This window comes from Thermostichus sp. MS-CIW-34 (assembly GCF_054060435.1).
On record NZ_JBSSDE010000024.1, the window covers coordinates 15,862 to 31,806 of the forward strand.

The 15,945-nt window shown below is 58.7% G+C and carries 15 protein-coding genes; 9 read left to right on the forward strand and 6 right to left on the reverse strand.

The genetic code is table 11. From position 1 onward, the window contains the following. Positions 1-2 precede the first annotated feature (2 nt). From ACVWYY_RS09380 to ACVWYY_RS09390, 3 genes are all read right to left on the reverse strand, one after another. Positions 3-1,853, reverse strand: a complete 1,851-nt coding sequence (locus tag ACVWYY_RS09380; protein ID WP_457404133.1) for an aspartate kinase — start codon at positions 1,851-1,853, stop codon at positions 3-5. Between the two features lie 44 nt (positions 1,854-1,897). Beyond that, positions 1,898-3,433, reverse strand: coding sequence for a site-2 protease family protein (locus tag ACVWYY_RS09385; RefSeq protein ID WP_457440349.1), 1,536 nt, complete (start codon positions 3,431-3,433; stop codon positions 1,898-1,900). A gap of 581 nt (positions 3,434-4,014) precedes the next feature. Continuing rightward, positions 4,015-4,257 carry a DUF751 family protein gene (locus ACVWYY_RS09390; RefSeq protein ID WP_041436092.1) on the reverse strand — a complete coding sequence of 81 codons (243 nt, stop codon included), beginning with the start codon at positions 4,255-4,257 and terminating at the stop codon, positions 4,015-4,017. 532 nt (positions 4,258-4,789) lie between these two features. On the opposite strand from ACVWYY_RS09390, the gene ACVWYY_RS09395 reads away from it, so the two are divergent. Beyond that, on the forward strand, positions 4,790-5,329 hold the full coding sequence (locus tag ACVWYY_RS09395; protein WP_414380997.1) for an ATP synthase subunit B family protein: 540 nt from the start codon (positions 4,790-4,792) through the stop codon (positions 5,327-5,329). Between the two features lie 166 nt (positions 5,330-5,495). Further along, positions 5,496-6,143: a flavin prenyltransferase UbiX gene (locus ACVWYY_RS09400; RefSeq protein ID WP_414356563.1), complete on the forward strand. Its 648-nt coding sequence runs from the start codon at positions 5,496-5,498 to the stop codon at positions 6,141-6,143. 126 nt (positions 6,144-6,269) lie between these two features. On the opposite strand, the gene ACVWYY_RS09405 is transcribed toward ACVWYY_RS09400, so the two are convergent. Continuing rightward, positions 6,270-7,358 (reverse strand): alpha/beta fold hydrolase, encoded by a 1,089-nt coding sequence (locus ACVWYY_RS09405; RefSeq protein ID WP_457440351.1) that lies wholly within the window; start codon positions 7,356-7,358, stop codon positions 6,270-6,272. Positions 7,359-7,475: 117 nt separating this feature from the next. Between ACVWYY_RS09405 and ACVWYY_RS09410 the strand changes: the two genes are divergently transcribed. From ACVWYY_RS09410 to cbiE, 3 genes are read left to right on the forward strand one after another with little or no spacing between them, the layout of a single operon-like run. Next, positions 7,476-8,129: a cobalt-precorrin-8X methylmutase gene (locus tag ACVWYY_RS09410; protein WP_457404138.1), complete on the forward strand. Its 654-nt coding sequence runs from the start codon at positions 7,476-7,478 to the stop codon at positions 8,127-8,129. Positions 8,130-8,162: 33 nt separating this feature from the next. Beyond that, on the forward strand, positions 8,163-8,909 hold the full coding sequence (locus ACVWYY_RS09415; protein ID WP_414419862.1) for a coiled-coil domain-containing protein: 747 nt from the start codon (positions 8,163-8,165) through the stop codon (positions 8,907-8,909). Next, positions 8,910-10,169 carry a precorrin-6y C5,15-methyltransferase (decarboxylating) subunit CbiE gene (gene cbiE, locus ACVWYY_RS09420; protein WP_414424347.1) on the forward strand — a complete coding sequence of 420 codons (1,260 nt, stop codon included), beginning with the start codon at positions 8,910-8,912 and terminating at the stop codon, positions 10,167-10,169. It begins immediately after the preceding gene. Positions 10,170-10,215: 46 nt separating this feature from the next. Here the strand turns inward: cbiE and ACVWYY_RS09425 are convergent, their stop codons facing one another. Further along, entirely contained in the window at positions 10,216-10,818 is a 603-nt protein-coding gene (locus ACVWYY_RS09425) for a LabA-like NYN domain-containing protein (protein ID WP_414332504.1), read from the reverse strand. Between the two features lie 302 nt (positions 10,819-11,120). On the opposite strand from ACVWYY_RS09425, the gene sfsA reads away from it, so the two are divergent. The 4 genes from sfsA to ACVWYY_RS09445 all read left to right on the forward strand — a co-directional run bounded on the left by sfsA (position 11,121) and on the right by ACVWYY_RS09445 (position 15,454). Then, positions 11,121-11,840: a DNA/RNA nuclease SfsA gene (gene sfsA / locus ACVWYY_RS09430; protein WP_457440353.1), complete on the forward strand. Its 720-nt coding sequence runs from the start codon at positions 11,121-11,123 to the stop codon at positions 11,838-11,840. Between the two features lie 98 nt (positions 11,841-11,938). Then, positions 11,939-13,198 carry a GTP cyclohydrolase II gene (locus ACVWYY_RS09435; RefSeq protein WP_457440355.1) on the forward strand — a complete coding sequence of 420 codons (1,260 nt, stop codon included), beginning with the start codon at positions 11,939-11,941 and terminating at the stop codon, positions 13,196-13,198. A gap of 12 nt (positions 13,199-13,210) precedes the next feature. After that, entirely contained in the window at positions 13,211-13,996 is a 786-nt protein-coding gene (xth, locus tag ACVWYY_RS09440) for an exodeoxyribonuclease III (RefSeq protein WP_414408236.1), read from the forward strand. A 264-nt stretch (positions 13,997-14,260) separates the two neighbouring features. Continuing rightward, positions 14,261-15,454: an RNA-guided endonuclease InsQ/TnpB family protein gene (locus ACVWYY_RS09445; protein ID WP_457404099.1), complete on the forward strand. Its 1,194-nt coding sequence runs from the start codon at positions 14,261-14,263 to the stop codon at positions 15,452-15,454. Here the strand turns inward: ACVWYY_RS09445 and ACVWYY_RS09450 are convergent. Next, complete coding sequence (locus tag ACVWYY_RS09450; RefSeq protein ID WP_457404100.1) at positions 15,409-15,870, reverse strand: sigma-70 family RNA polymerase sigma factor; 462 nt, start codon at positions 15,868-15,870, stop codon at positions 15,409-15,411. The genes ACVWYY_RS09445 and ACVWYY_RS09450 overlap by 46 nt on opposite strands. Positions 15,871-15,945 lie beyond the last annotated feature (75 nt).

Sequence of the window (15,945 nt, forward strand, 5' to 3'; positions counted from 1 at the left end):
GGCTAGGGGCAGTCCAGCCGGAAAGCGCGGTGAATAGCTTGCAAGGCCGGGATCCCTCGATCCCGGCGCACTACACAGCTCACCTTGATCTCCGAGGTGGCGATCATCTCGATGTTGATTCCCGCCTCGGCCAGAGCTGCAAACAGACGGGCAGCGACGCCGGGATAGGTTTCCATCTCAGCGCCGACAATGCTGACCTTGGCAATGTCGTGATCTGCGTCAACGCCTGCCGCCTGGAGCTCTTCGGCCACCTGCCGACAGACCGCCTCAGCAGCCATCGCTTGATCCTGAGGCACGGTGAAGGCAATGTCGGTGCTGGGGATCCCGTTGTGGTAGCCCCGCTGGCTTTGGATGATGGTGTCCACGATGATCCCGGCAGCCGCCAAGCGCCCGAACAAATGGGCGGCAGTTCCCGGACGATCCGGCACTTTGCGAAGGCCCAGCCGCGATTGCTTCAAATCCAAGGCAACACCGCGTACCGGGTGGCTGTCTTGAGGGGCAGCCGGCATCTTTGCCCGATGCAAGTGGGGGATCACCTGGAACGACTCTCCCAGAGCCAAGGCGGCATCACCGGCCCGCTCCGCAGCCACCACACAGCTCACCTTGATCTCGGACATGGAGATCATCTGCAAATTGATCCCGGCCTCGGCCAGCACCTGGAACATTTGCGCCGCGATCCCAGGTCGGCCCATCATCCCCACTCCGGCAATGCTGACTTTGGCCACCGCCTCATCCACAATCACCGCTGCACACTGCAGCTCTTGGCCAATCTGCCGGGCAACGGCTGCAGCCTCGGCCACCTGCGACCGGCTGACCGTAAAGGCAATGTCATTGGTGGGCTGGGGCACGGATCCCTGCGGCAAGGAGTCCGTCCCGCTGGCGTGAGCGGCTGTGAACTGGAGGGACTGCAAAATCAAATCCACATTCACCCCTGCCGCCGCGATCCCCTGAAAGAGCTGGGCGGCAATGCCAGGGCGATCCGGCACCCCCACCAACACCAACTTGGCCTGATCCCGATCCAGCTCCACCGTATCCACCGCCAGGCCCAGCTCGATACTGCTGTCGGCAGCACGAGGACGGGGGGGAGGAGAAAGAATGAGAGTGCCCTCGCATCCCGCCTGCAACGGCTCCAAGCTGGAGCGCACCCGCAGCTTCACACCGTAGTTGCGGGCAATTTCCACCGAGCGGGGATGCAGCACCTGCGCCCCCAAGCTGGCCAGCTCCAACATTTCATCACTGGTGATCTCCGGCAACAGCCTGGCCTCAGGCACCTTACGCGGATCCGTGGTGAAGATCCCCGGCACATCGGTGTAGATCTCGCACAGCTCTGCTCCCAAGGCCACTGCCAAGGCCACTGCCGTGGTGTCGGATCCCCCCCGACCCAGGGTGGTGATCTCCAGCTCCGCCAGGCTGGTGATGCCCTGAAACCCGGCCACCACCACCACCTCTTCCCGCTCCAGGTGCTGCCACAGGCGGTCGGTGTGGATGTGCAAAATGCGGGCCCGGCTGTGATCCCGAGTGGTGACAATGCCCACCTGGGCTGCTGTCAGGGAAAGGGCAGGACACCCCAAGCGTTGCAGCGCCAAGGCCACCAGGGCAATGCTCACCTGCTCACCGGTGGAAAGGAGCATATCCCATTCCCGCAACTGGGCCGGTGTGGTCGGGGATCCCTGCAAGATCTGTTCCCCCAGATCCACAAGGCGATCGGTTTCATCCCCCATCGCCGAGACCACCACCACCACCCGATGCCCTGCCTTCACCGTGTGGGCCACCCGTTGAGCCACGGCCTGGATACGCTCCACAGAGCCGACAGAGGTACCGCCGTACTTTTGAACAATTAAGCTGCGTTGCATGAGAGGAGAACGAGGTCAGGGGCGGTTTGGATCCTACCCCGGATCTAGGCCAAGCCCAGTCCATTTTGCAAAAACGGCGGCACCGGCAGCAGGATCAGCACCAGCAGCGTTAGCATCCCCAGCCCCAGCAGATCCCGGGCCTCGTCCAGTTCCGTCACATCGTTGAGGGCCGGCTCGTCAGCACTGGAAATCACAAACAGCAGCAGCGCCCAGAGCAACAGCCAAGGCTGCACCGTCAAAGCCAGCAGCAGCACCAACCAGCGGGCTACCCGGCCCACATTCGCTCCCATCTGCTGTCCATACACTGCGTGGACAATGTGCCCTCCATCCAGTTGGCCCACCGGCATGAGGTTAAAGGCAATCACCACCAAGCCCAGCCAGCCGGCAAAGGCCAGCGGGTGCAGCTCGATCACCTGCCCCGGCTGCAACTGATCCCCCAGCACCATGCGGGCCAGAATTGCCAGCAGCACCGATAGGCGCGGGTCAATGCGATGAAAACTAATCGGGGTCGGCTGCCCCTCGGGCACCGCGGGAGGATCTACAGGCGCCGAAAACACCAGCCCCAGCAACAACATGCCCAAAGCAACAAGACTCCCTGCCAGCGGCCCGGCGACGGCGATATCAAACAACACCTTGCGGTTGGGCACCGGCTCTTTCAACTGGATAAACGCCCCAAAAGTCCCTAGGACAAAAGGCACCGGGATGAAATAGGGCAGCGAGGTTTTGATGTGGTGGCGGCGGGCCACCCAGTAACGAGTCCACTCATGGGATCCCAAAATGGCAAGGATCCCGACCGCATAGGGCAATCCTTTCATCAGAGAGGGCAAATGCAGCAGCCGGTCAGGGCTAACCCCAGCCGCGTGGGCCCCAGCACTGAGGGTCGTCCAGAAGGTGAATAGCAACAGCCCCAAAGCCAGCAGCGGCAACTCTCGACTGTCCGCCGGGGAGCGCCGCGCCGCCGGGTTGGGCACCAAGGCAAAAAAGGGCTTACCGGCAAACCCCTCCTGCAGCACCACCAAAAAGCGTTTGCCGAAAGTGGTTTCCACGTTTTGCTGCACCCGCTCATAGGCTTCACTGGGATCCGCCCGCAAGTTGCCCCGGCAGATGATCGCCTGGGGGCGGTACTCCACATTTTGCAAATAAAAGACGTTCCAGGGGAAGCAATGGCTCAGCTTCTCCCGCGGCACTTCGGAGATGGGGGTGTGGGCAAGAGCCAGCGAGACCGGATCTGCGGCGCCGTCTTCCTCCTCTTCCTCTGGCTCAGGTTCCCCAGCCGGCGAGGGATCCGCTTCTGGAGAGGAGTTTTCCACCTCTGGCCGAGGGCCTCCGGTTGAGGGTCGAATACCCCCTCGTCTCACCAAGGTCATGCTGGTAAAGTAGGAGGTGAGAAACAGCAGCAACATCAGCAAGGGAGGCAATTCGTACTGAAACACCTGACGCCCCAGCACCCAAACCAAAGGGGGCAGCATCATCACCAGCCACAGGATCCGCCACGGCACCTTCGAAAGGCGGGCCACACTTTTTTGCAGCAGCAGGTAGGTTGCAGAACCCACCAGCGCCAACAGGATCCAATCTGCCATGAGTTCAAAAAACGGAGGAGAACACCTGATACATTTACGCTGAACACTGCTGAACATCACTGTTCAACTATGCAGCGATGGCATTCTGTTTGTTTCCATTCGCGTTAGCGGGACGGAGTCCAAACAGAATGGCGGTATCCCGCAAAGCTTTGAGTAGAATACCCAAAGCGCAGTTTCCGTGTCGTCTTACTACCAATTTTCTGCTTTGCTTTGGCTACCATGTTGGCAGACTCGAAAGTAAACAGAAAGATCAACTGGTAGTAATCCGTACTGAACATATTATACATTATTTTCAGTATAGTTGAGCTTATTATTGACTAGAGTCATGCTCTACCAAGCTAGCAGCAAATCCAATCCCCTCGCTACAGCTTGCAGCCGGGATCCCTGAAGAGCCAATTGAGGCTTGGCCTGCCCATAGACCGCCACCATTCCGGGGCAAACTTTTCATTCGCGCGAGCGGTGCGGAGCACTTTACTTCTTGTCAGCAGTGGGGCGAAAAAGAGGGATCCCCTTGAGGCGTGCTTATGCTGCCGGCGTCCACTGCACAGCTTCGCCCATGGGCCCCAACCTCAACCCAGTATCTATTCTGGCCAAAAGGTATTCCCTGTCATGCCTCGCAGGGTGAAATAAACAAATAGAAGCAACAAAAGGGATCCCAGCGTAACCATAGCCGCCGCTGTTGGACTTTTGCGATACAGGCCGACAAAAGGCTGGAGGCCAGCCCAGATCCCCCCCAGCAAAACGGTAATAAAGTAAGTGGGATAACGGGAGACATTCTCCACAAACTGGTCTTCCAGTCTTCTGGGGGGCTGCGGTTGTGGCATAAGAGGCTGGGGCTCCAACTCCTTTTTTCTCAGTGTGCCATAGGTAGCTGTCAACCATCTGGAGGCTGGCCATCTTCAGGGAACTGGCGGCAACTCAAAAAGTGTAGTCATCTCAAACTAGATTGAGACACTCCCCAAACGCTCCGCGCCGCTGCTGCGACCCCCCAGCTCATCTCTCTGGGAGAGGGGGGTTGGAGAGCAATGCAACGGAAATGAAAATGACTATAAATCTCCTCCATTATGACTATAAATCTCCTCCATTGGCGCTCTTTTGGCAGCCGAGCAACCTCGGCTCCCCAGCCGCTGTGGCACCAACCGACCGGTAAGCAGCCTCTCTGCCGCTTGGCTCACAGCCTCCGCGAGGGAGAAAGTCCATCGTCCCCTCATATCAAAAAGAACATCTACTTCACGAAGAGTGGTTGGAGCAAAGGGGAGACTGCGCAGATTCAGGAAACCGAGAACCTGATATGGTAGGCGTTATCCTGCCTGATCTGCTCTTTTGCTCAGTGCAGCCTCCCCTCTTCATAGACTGATGCGAGAATTGCCCTCTGATCCTTCCAATCGTGCCGGCGTACCCTTTGGGGATCAGACCCTGGCTCTGATGCGCGTCCAGGAGGCCCTGGATCAATTGGAGGCAGCCATTCTCAGTAGCCCTCGCCTGTTTTGGTCTCGCACCCTTATTGAAGAGGAAAAGATTCTGGAGCAGTTAGACTTTATCCGCCTGAACCTGCCGACAGCCCTGGAGGAAGCGGAGGAACTGCTGCGCCAGCGGGATCGGATCTTGGCAGAGGCCAATCGCTACGCCCAAGAAATTGTGGCCGCAGCCCAACGTAGGGCTGAGCAGCTCCTCAACGAATCGGCGATTCTGCGACAGGCCCAAGCTCAGGCGGAGCAGTTATTGCAACAAGCCTATCAACATAGTGAGGAGGTGCGGCGACAGACACTGCAGGAATCGGAGCGCCTGCAGCGGGAGGCCCACCGTTACGTGGATCAGGTGTTGCAAGACTTGGAGTTGCGGTTGGTGGAGTCCTTGCGGGTGATCCGCAACGGGCGGCAAAATCTGCAGACCTAACAGAGAAGAGTCAGACTGGGGCTTGAGCGCTGCCTTCAACCTGTGCCAGGAGCATTTTTATCCCACGTTGTGCAAGTCTTTGGGAGCAGTGGGTTAGGGATCCCCTGAGCAGGCGAGGGACAGCTCCCCTCGCTAGACTTGAGCAGAAGACGTTCCCCGGCGGCCCTTGACATCCTCTCTGCCCATCATCCTTGGCGTATCAGGCGCTTCAGGGATGCTCTATGCTGTGCGTGCTCTGCATGTTCTGCTCAGCCTGGACTACTGTGTCGAAGTGGTGGTCTCCAAAGCGGCCTATCAGGTGTGGCAGGGAGAACACGGGGTGCTGCTGCCGACAGACCCCCGCAAGCAGGCCCACTTTTGGCGACAACAAGCCGAGAGCAGCGGTGGATCCCTGGTTTGTCATCGCTGGCAGGATGTGGGGGCAACCATTGCCAGTGGCTCCTATCGCACGCAGGGGATGTTGGTGATCCCGTGCAGCATGGGTACAGTTGCCAAGTTGGCTGCCGGCTTGAGCTCGGATCTGCTGGAGCGGGCTGCTGATGTGCAGCTCAAGGAGGGACGACGCTTGGTGGTGGTGCCGCGGGAAACCCCCTTTAGCCTGATCCACCTGCGCAACTTGACCACCCTGGCAGAAGCGGGGGCGCGTATTGTCCCGGCCATTCCGGCTTGGTACCACCAGCCGCGTACCATCCTAGATTTGGTGGATTTTGTGGTGGTGAAGGCGTTGGATCAGTTCGGTATTGATGGCGATCTCATTCGCCGCTGGCAGGGGATGCGCCAGCATCAGATCCTCAAGCTGCCCCCTGATCTCTGAGCGGGATCCCTTTTCCCGGCGGCAGGCTGGGATTTGGCTTGGGGGTGTTCCAAGCTGGGGGGGGCCCTGTGCCGATAGCCCTCACTTGTGGCACCTTGCCGGGAATAGCTCAGATCACTTGCTGAGCTAGCCGACTCGGGGATCCCGCTGAAGGGGGGTGGGCAAGTCAGGGCAGGTCTCCAGACTGGCCGCCCATTCCCCGATGAGGGTGTTGACCCAGTGAGGCAGCTCGTCGTGGGCGCAGTGGCCTACTCCCGGCAGCTTCACCAAGGTGAGGGCAGGTTGCCAGCGCTTAAATTGGTCTGCCAAAAAACTGGGCACTGCCGGATCTTCTCGGCCCCAAAGTAGCAAGATAGGCATTTTTAGGGTGGGCAGCAGGCGTTTGGGGCTGTCGAAGCGGCGGCAGAGAATGGCCCTCAGACCGTCCAAAAACACGTGGGCTGCCCCCGGCTCAAAGGCCGGTCTCTGGAAGATCTGCACCAGCTCGTCATCCACCTGCTCATCCCGCTTGTAGACATTCTTGATCCAAGCTCGTAGCACCTCGGTTTGTCGCAGCCAGTTGAAGAGGTGGGGATAAGTGAGGGGGCACCCCAGCAACGACAGAATCCCTTCGCAGAGGGCTCGCACCAGAGCATCCCAGGGAGAGGGCAATTCTTCCGGATGGGGCCCATCGGCGCAGCTAATCAAGCACAGGCCCTTCACCATCTGGGGATAGCGGGCGGCGGCAATGACTCCCACCAAGCCCCCGATGGAATGGCCCACCAGGATGCTGGGCTGCTGAATGTGAGTTTGCCAAAACTCGTGTACCTGCTCCACCCACAGATCAACGCTGTAGGCAATCTCCGGCTTGGCACTCTTGCCAAATCCCAGCAGGTCGAGGGCATAGACGGAGCGCTGGGATCCCAGAGGGAGAATGTTGTGGCGCCAATGACCCACTGACGCTCCAAATCCATGGATTAAAAGGGCCGGAGCTGCCGTCAAGTTGACGACACCGGCAGGGGTTTGGGCACGACTGGGGGTGTAGGTGAAATGGATGGGCCAGCCCCGCCAATGCCAGGTTTGGGAGTAGCCGTAGCGAGGCAAAGCCGACAAGGGATCCCTGTCGCTACCCGTTGGGGAAGAGGAGGGCGCATCAACAGAGGAGAAACCGGGATTGCCGACGGAATTGGCGCTGACCCGAGCAGAAGGGGAAGGATGGGAGTTGAGTCTGTGCAAGGGAGGAGTGGGTGACAACAATAGGCTCATCTCCAATTTAGGCTAGACCAATCTTAGTGGTTTTCTCGGCTCGCCCAAAGCTACTTTGCCACCGGTTCTTCTTTAGGACATGCCAGCATGACTGTGCCCCTGACTCCAGACCCAATGAATGAAGCCTTCCAGGTAGACCCAATCACTGCTGCCAGCTTCCGCCAGATCGATCAGGAGATCGGCCCCCACCCCTGGCAAGGGATCCCTTATGAGGTGGTGCGCCGTGCCATTCATGCCACTGCCGACTTTGAGCTGCGGGATCGCTTTTTCTTCGGCCCCAACGCCGTTGAACACGCCCTGGCAGCCCTACGGCAAAAGCAGCCTGTCATTGTCGATGTCAGGATGGTGGCAGCTGGGATCCAGTCAGGTCTGAAAGCCCAAGGGATCCCCCTCTACTGTGCTTTGGACTGGGTGGAGGAGCCCCGTTGGCCCGGTCAAACCCGCGCCGCCAATGGGATGGTGAACTTGGCACGCCGCTATCCAGAAGCCCTGTTTGTCGTTGGCAATGCCCCCACCGCGTTGCTGGCTTTGGTGGAGGAGATTCGGGCAAAGCGGGTCAAGCCGGCTTTGGTGATCGGAGTGCCGGTGGGATTTGTGGCGGTGGAAGAGGCCAAGCAGGCGTTGGCGCAAACGGATGTTCCCCAGATTCGGGTGGAGGGCCGCAAAGGGGGATCCCCAGTTGCTGCTGCCATTGTCAATGCCCTTCTCTTGGCAGCTCAACGGGATCCCATCCCCAACTGACTAGAATTGAAGGGATATCTTCAGACCTTTCCCATGACCCCAGAACAAGAGGAGTGGCTGATTCGCAACCTTCAGCAACAACAAGAACAAATCCAAGAAATGCGGGCCGAGCAGCAGCGGTCGGCTGAGCGCTTTGAGGCTCAGATGGTTGAGATGCGGCAGGGCTTTGCAGCCCAAATCTCCGAGATCCGGGCTGAGCAGCAGCGGTCTGCCGAGCGCTTTGAGGCCCAGATGGCCGAAATGCGGGCCGAGCAGCAGCGATCTGCCGAGCGCTTTGAGGCTCAGATGGTTGAGATGCGGCAGGGCTTTGCAGCCCAAATCTCCGAGATCCGGGCTGAACAGCAACGATCTGCCGAGCGCTTTGAGGCCCAGATGGCCGAAATGCGGGCCGAGCAGCAACGATCTGCCGAGCGCTTTGAGGCCCAGATGGCCGAAATGCGGGCCGAGCGGCAGGCTATGGAAGCCCAACTCCAGACCGAAATCCAGGAGATCAGGGCGTTGATCCAACAGAACCAGGAGCGGATTCGACAGAACGAAGAGCGGGGAGACGAGCTGGAGGTGGCCATACAGGAGTGCCGCCGAGATATGCAGGCTGGGTTTGCCGAACTGAGGGAAGCGCAAGCCATGATGATGGAGCAATTTCGGGAGCGCGATGGCCGCCTGATCGAGGCTCAACTCAGCTTTATTCGGGAGATGCGGGAAATGCAACGGGAAGTGGCGGAGCTGCGACTGGATTTTCTCAATCACATGCGCCAATACCACCCACCTGTCGAACGTTAAATGGCTACGGCAGCACCTGGGCGGTCACCTCAGCTTGCGGTCGTAGGGGTAGCGGGGGATGGCTCTGTGGCTTCCTGGGGGATCCCCCCCCTTTCCCAAGCCAGGGTTTTGGCAGGAGCCCCTCATCTGCTCCGGCACTTTACCGATCATCCGGCCCGCAAGATCCCGCTCACCGGGCCGGTGGAAAGTTGGATCCCGCTTTTGCAGCAGGAGATGGCTCAGGGATCCCTAGTTTTGTTGGCCAGCGGGGATCCGCTTTTTTTCGGGATCGGGCGGCTGTTGACGGAGTATTTCCCAGCGGAGCGGTTGGCCTTCTATCCGCAGGTGAGCTCGGTGCAGCTGGCCCTGAACCGCCTGCAGATCCCCTGGCAGGAGGCGACCATCCTCAGCCTGCACGGGCGGGGAGTGGAGCGGTTGGAAGCCGTTCTCAAGCAGGGATCCCCTGTGATCGTGGTGCTCACCGATCCGGAGCATACACCGACCGTCTTGGCCCAGTTCATTGCCGACCTGCGGCTGCCGGTGCGTTACCAAGCCTGGGTCTGTAGTCAACTGGGATCCCCTCAAGAGCAGATCGTGCCCCTCCAGGAAGGTCAGAATTCATCCTTCTCCAACCCCAACGTGGTGGTGCTGCGACGGGTAGAACCGGAGCCAGATCCCCATCGCTGGCCTTTGGTAGGGATCCCGGACGACCAGTTCTACACCTTTCCCGACCAGCCCGGCTTGATCACCAAGCAGCCCATCCGCCTGCTCACCTTGGGATCCCTGCAGCTCCCCCAGGAGGGCGTGGTGTGGGACATCGGTGCCGGCACCGGCTCGGTGGCCATCGAAATAGCCCGTCTTTCCCCCCAACTTCAGGTGTACGCCGTTGAGCGGAATGCCGCCGGCATCTGCCTGATTCGGCGCAACCGGCAACGCTTTGGACTGGAGAACCTGCAGGTGATCCCGGGGGCAGCCCCCCAAGTGTTGGCCGACCTGCCAGATCCGGATCGGGTGGTGCTGGGCGGTGGCGGCAAAGGGATCCGCGACCTGCTGCCGGTGGTGGAAGCCCGCCTGCGGCCTGGAGGGATCTTAGTGGCCAACTTCGCTACCCTAGAAACCTGCAGTGAAGCCCTGCAATGGCTGCGTTCTCGGGGCTGGCAAGTCCGAGTGGATCACGTTCAGATCTCCCGCTCTGCCGTCCTGGCCGAGGGCACCCGCTTTGCCCCCCTGAACCCGGTTTACCTGCTGCAAGGGATCCCTTCAAATTGGAAAGCCCAGTAAGCCCCCCGTTGCTCTGCTTTCCCTTCTCCCTGTGGGGGAGGGAAAGTTATCCCTCGTCCTCCTCATCGGCGGTGAACCCCGGTCGGTACAGGTAGGCGGAGGAGGGACGGTTGGTCTTCTTGATTTGGTCTTTGATGGATTCCAGGTCGATGTAGCGATCCGCCAAGTTGATCAGTTGATCGCTGGTCATGGAACGCAGGCTAACCACCTCCACTCGTGCCCCTTGGTAGCTAACGGCATTGACCGCATAGGCCAAGTCTCCATCGCCGCTCACCAGCACAGCCGTCTCATACCAGCGCACCAGCGACAGCATATCCACGGCAATTTCCACATCCAGGTTGGCTCTCTTGGATCCATCGGGCAACTGGGTTAGCTCTTTGGTAACCACGCGGTAGCCATTGCGGCGCATCCAGAGCAAAAACCCCTGCTGCTTTTCGTTGTTGCGATCGACGCCGGTGTAGAAAAAAGAGCGCAAAAGGGGCGACCGACCACTCAGCGTCTTCAGCAGGCGGGTGTAGTCGATCTCAATGCCCAGTTGCAGAGCGGCGTAGAACAGATTAGACCCGTCGATGAATATGGCCACACGCCCACGGTTGTCCTGCAAGGGATCCGCAGGCTGAAAGCCGGGATCAGGATCAAGACGCAGCATTCGGGTTTTCTTCTCCAAGTTTTGACAAAAGGGCAGAAAAAAGAGGTGTTAAATGGGTTTAATCGCCAATACAGCTCTTTCCGGCAGCACTGACTACAGCTAATGCAGACGCCTCTCTTGTGCGATAGGGATCTTACTGCTTCCCAGAGTGATCTGCAGAATTCCCATGAAGTCGGAAAAAGCCGTAAAAGGCTGCCCCAAGCCTTGGGACACATGATTTACCCTAGCGCAGGAGAGACGATCCCCGGAGAAGATTTCCAAAATCCTAAAGAAAAATACCTACGAAAGGAGAGGCTTTGGGGATGGAGTGCGGGGATGGGCCGGTGCCTTACCGCTTTTCGAGCCCCTTGCACAGAGGGGTGCTGCGCAGCCGCTACAAGCGGTTTTTGGCCGATGTGGAGCTGGAAAACGGGCAACAGATCATCGCCCATTGCCCCAACACGGGGCCGATGAGTGGGGTCTGTCAGGTGGGGGCACCTGTGTACCTCTCCCATCACCCAGAGCCGAAACGGAAACTGGCCTACACCTGGGAAATGATCCAGGTGGATGGGGTATGGGTGGGGATCAACACCAGCTTGCCCAATCGCCTGGTGGACTGGGGGCTGGAGCGAGGGTGGTTTCCTCAATTGGCAGGGTTTTCTCGCCGGCAACGGGAGGTGACCTGCGGCAAGAGCAAAATCGACTTTCTGCTGACAGGAGACGCTGGCTCGGCCTATCTGGAGGTGAAGAACACCACCTGGGCCAAGGGATCCCGTGCGCTGTTTCCCGATACGGTGACCACCCGCGGCCAAAAACACTTGGAAGATCTGATCCAGATCCGCCAACAGGGTCAGCGTGCCCTGCTGATGTACTGGATCAATCGCGCCGATTGCACCGAGTTTGCCCCCGGCGAAGAACGGGATCCCCGCTATGCCCGTCTGTTTCGTGAGGCCCTGCAGGTCGGGGTAGAGATGTTGCCCTATCGGGTCGAGGTTTCGCCGGCAGGGATCCGCCCCTTGGGTTTGGCCAAAATCGTTGTCTAAGCACCCCAAAAGAAGGGGCAAGCTCTCTTGAAACGGCTGGGGATCGCCTATAATTCTGTTTTCTCCAGATTCTTCCATTTTCCAGGCATTTGAGGACCATGAGCGAACCTTCCTCCCGTCCTCATCACATTGTTCTCACCTCCCATCCCTCCCCTTATGGGACGCAAGCCCAGCCGATTCGCTGGGGATCCTTGGATCCACTGCAGCGGGGGCCGGTGGTGGGTAGCCTGACCAATCTTGCCCATCGCAATGTCATCGGCACCCATGCGGGAGCCTACGCTGTCTATCGGGCATTGGCTGTAGCCAGTGGCTCTTTGCAGGCGGATCACCGCGCCGATTTAACCAATACTGCCCCGGTGGTGTCGATTGGCCCTCACCCAAGCTGGGGAGATCCAGACCGGATTGTGTCTTTGGATCCCTGGGGAGCAGTTGTGGGGGAAGTCTTTGCTCCCCTCTATGCCCAGGGCTACGACATTCGTCCCACCATTGCCATTACCCAGGCCCACATCCACATGCCCGAACTGCAGGAGGCGGTCAACAAAGGGCGGTTGCGGGTGGATGGCCGGATCCTCAAAGACAATGGCAGCCTGGTGGTCACCAAAGCCGCAATCGAGCCGGTCTGGTACCTGCCGGGGATCGCCAAACGATTGCAGGTGAGCGAAAGCCTGCTGCGCCGCACCCTCTTCGAGCAGACGGGAGGCATGTTTCCAGAATTGGTGACTCGCCCAGACCTATCGGTGTTTTTGCCGCCCATCGGTGGCCAGACGGTGTACATCATCGGGCAAGTGGCCGCCATCACCGACCCGGCTTTGCCCCTGGCGGTGCGGGTTCACGACGAATGCAATGGTTCCGATGTGTTTGGCTCGGATATTTGCACCTGCCGCCCCTACCTGGTGCATGGCATTGAGGAATGCGTTAAGACGGCCCAGGCCGGTGGAGCTGGGGTGATCGTGTACCTGCGCAAAGAAGGCCGCGCCTTGGGAGAGGTGACCAAATTTTTGGTCTACAACGCCCGCAAGCGCCAGGAAGGAGGGGATCGGGCTGATGCCTACTTCGCCCGTACCGAGTGTGTGGCAGGGGTGCAAGACATCCGCTTCCAGGAGTTGATGCCGGATGTGCTCCATTGGCTGGGCATAACCCGAATCGATCGCCTGATTTCCATGAGCGACCTCAAGTATCGAGCCATCACCAACTCCGGCATTGAGGTCGTGCAGCGGGTGCCCATCCCAGAAGAGCTGATCCCGGCGGATGCCCGTGTGGAGATCGAGGCCAAAAAAGCTGCCGGCTACTACACTGAGGGTGAGGTACTGGATGCGGAGCGGCTGGCCCAAATCCGAGGAAGAGCCTTGGTGGAGTGAGCGGGATCCCTCATGCAAGTGGCTACCTGGAATGTCAACTCCATTCGCACCCGGCTGCCTCAGGTTTTGGCTTGGCTGGACAGCCAGGGATCCCTGGATGTGCTCTGCCTGCAGGAGACTAAGGTGGTGGATGAAGACTTTCCCCGGGCGGCCTTTCAGGAGCGGGGCTTTCATGTGGAGGTCTACGGGCAAAAGTCCTACAACGGTGTGGCTCTGATCAGCCGGGATCCCCCGGAAAAAGTAGAACGGGGGTTTGGTGCGCTGCTGCCTTCGGCGGCAGATTTGGACGAGCAAAAGCGGCTGATGAGCGCCATCTACCGCGGGATCCGTATTCTCAACCTTTATGTGCCCAACGGTTCTGAGGTGGGATCGGAAAAATATGCCTACAAATTGCGTTGGCTGGCCACACTGAAGGATTACCTCGCGGTTGCCCTGAGCCAAGGGGATCCCATCTTGCTCTGCGGGGACTTCAACATTGCCCTGGAAGATCGGGATATTTATGATCCCCAAAAAGCGGGAGAAATCATGGCTTCCGAACCGGAGCGACAAGCCCTGCGGGAGATCCTGGCTTTAGGGTTTGAAGATGCGTTTCGCAGGTTCACCCCAGATCCCGGCCATTTTAGCTGGTGGGACTATCGCTCGGGGGGGTTTCAAAGGAATCGCGGCTGGCGCATTGATCATCATTATCTGTCTCGTGAGCTACAGGAGAAAGCCACCGCTTGCTGGATCGATGTTGAGCCACGGCGGGCCGAAAAACCCAGCGATCATGCCCCTGTCATTGTTGCCCTGGATATTTAAGCGCCTTGTTATAGTCATTTCAAGCTAGGTTGAGACACTCCCCAAACGCTCCCTGCCACTGCCTTCACCCCTTCTCTCAGAGGAAGAGGGGAGCCAGGCGGAAATGTTTCATTCCTGTTTAAATGACCATAACAGCTCATACCAACCAGCCATCCAATTAAAATGGAGCGGCCTCTTCGAGAATTTTCAGCTAGAAATCGCAGGAGCCCCGCACTGTACCCGTAGGGTCAGTGCCGGGAGGAATGCGGAAGTTATGATAGAACCATGACTCAAGTCCTGACCGTCTCCTGCAAGCTCAAGGTGTCCCAGTCGCAAGCCGCAAAGTTGGATGCGACAATGGATGCCTTTGTGCAGGCGTTGAACTGGGTCAACCAAAACACACCAGAAAAAGTAGTCAACGCAGTCAAACTCCAGTCCCTTTGCTATTACCAGATTCGCGCTCGGTTTGGCTTGTCCAGTAACTTGGCTCAGCAGGTCTGCAGACGGCTGGCCGGTGCCCGTAAAGTTGCCCGACAGAAAAACCGTCCGGTCAAAGCGTTCAAGAGAGGCTTTGCGACCTACGATGCCCGTATCTTTTCGTTCCGCGAGAAAGACTGGACGGTGTCGCTGACCACGGTTGGGGGTCGAGAGCGCTTTGAGCTGGCGATTGGCCGCTACCAGAGAGAACAGTTGGCAGGCTCCAATCCCAAATCTGCCACTCTGGTCAAGCGTAAAGACGGCTCCTACTCTATTCAGATCTGTGTGGAAGCGGAGCCATCCCCACCGCAAGGCACGGATAGAGTGCTGGGCGTGGATTTGGGAAGGACGGATATTGCCCATACGTCAGAGGGGGACAACTGGAATGGACAGCAGTTGAACCGAATCCGAGACCACTACTCCAAGCTGAGGGCGGTACTTCAACGCAAAGCCAGTAAGGGCACCCGCAGTTCGCGGCGCAGATGCCGTCAACTGTTGCAACGGCTGTCTGGCAAGGAGAGGCGCTTTCAGGCGTGGGTCAATCATCGCATCTCCAAAGCTATTGTCTCTAGGGCAAAGGCGACAAACAGCGCTCTTGCTCTGGAAGACTTGACAGGGATCCGGAAAAGAGTCAATCAACAGCCACGCAGCAAAGCCGAACGGCGCAGGGCCAACAGTTGGGCGTTTTATCAACTCCGTCAATTTTTGGAGTACAAGGCTCTGCGTGCGGGGGTTGCTTTGATTCTGGTGCCGCCTGCCTACACGTCGCAGACCTGCCACCGGTGTTTGCACATTCATCCCGACCCTGCGCAATCCTACCGCAGTGGAAAGAAGTTTAAGTGTGGACACTGTGGATGGGAAGGGGATGCGGATTTGAATGGTGCGAATGTGATTGCGCTTTTGGGGGCTGCTGTAAACCAGCCTAGAGGTTCGTGGTTGGCTTGCCAACTGCAGGGCTACCGAAAGCCCGCCCTGTGCTGCGAAGCAGTCAGGGTCGGGTAGTTTACAACCATTCTGTGTTCAGGGCTAAGCTGAGCCATGCTTTGCTGTAGAGCCTGTTGGTAGTGCAAGTGCATCAGGTCGGGGCCAGGGTGAGCGACATCCGATCCGAGGGCCAGGTTTTGGGTTTGGGAGTGTTGCCGGGCGCAGCGCCGCCGCTGATCTGAGGCCACATTCCAACAGATGCGATACAGCCAAGTGGAAAACTGGGCCGAGCCGCGAAACCGAGGCAACCCTTTCCAGGCACGAATAAACACTTCCTGTACCAGGTCATCCAAAAGATCGGCTCCACACAAGGGATAGAGGATATTCCGTACCGACTGCTGGTATTTGCGGTAGAGTTGGCGAAAGCTCTGGCTGTCGCCGTTGAGGCAGCGCTGGATCAGCTCCCAATCGGATGTATCCTTTGCCGCCTGCACGAGAGGACGCTCCCTTGTTCTCAACCTTGCTTTGTCTGACTCCCAATGCCCCCAAAAGGTTCAAAGGATCCCTGC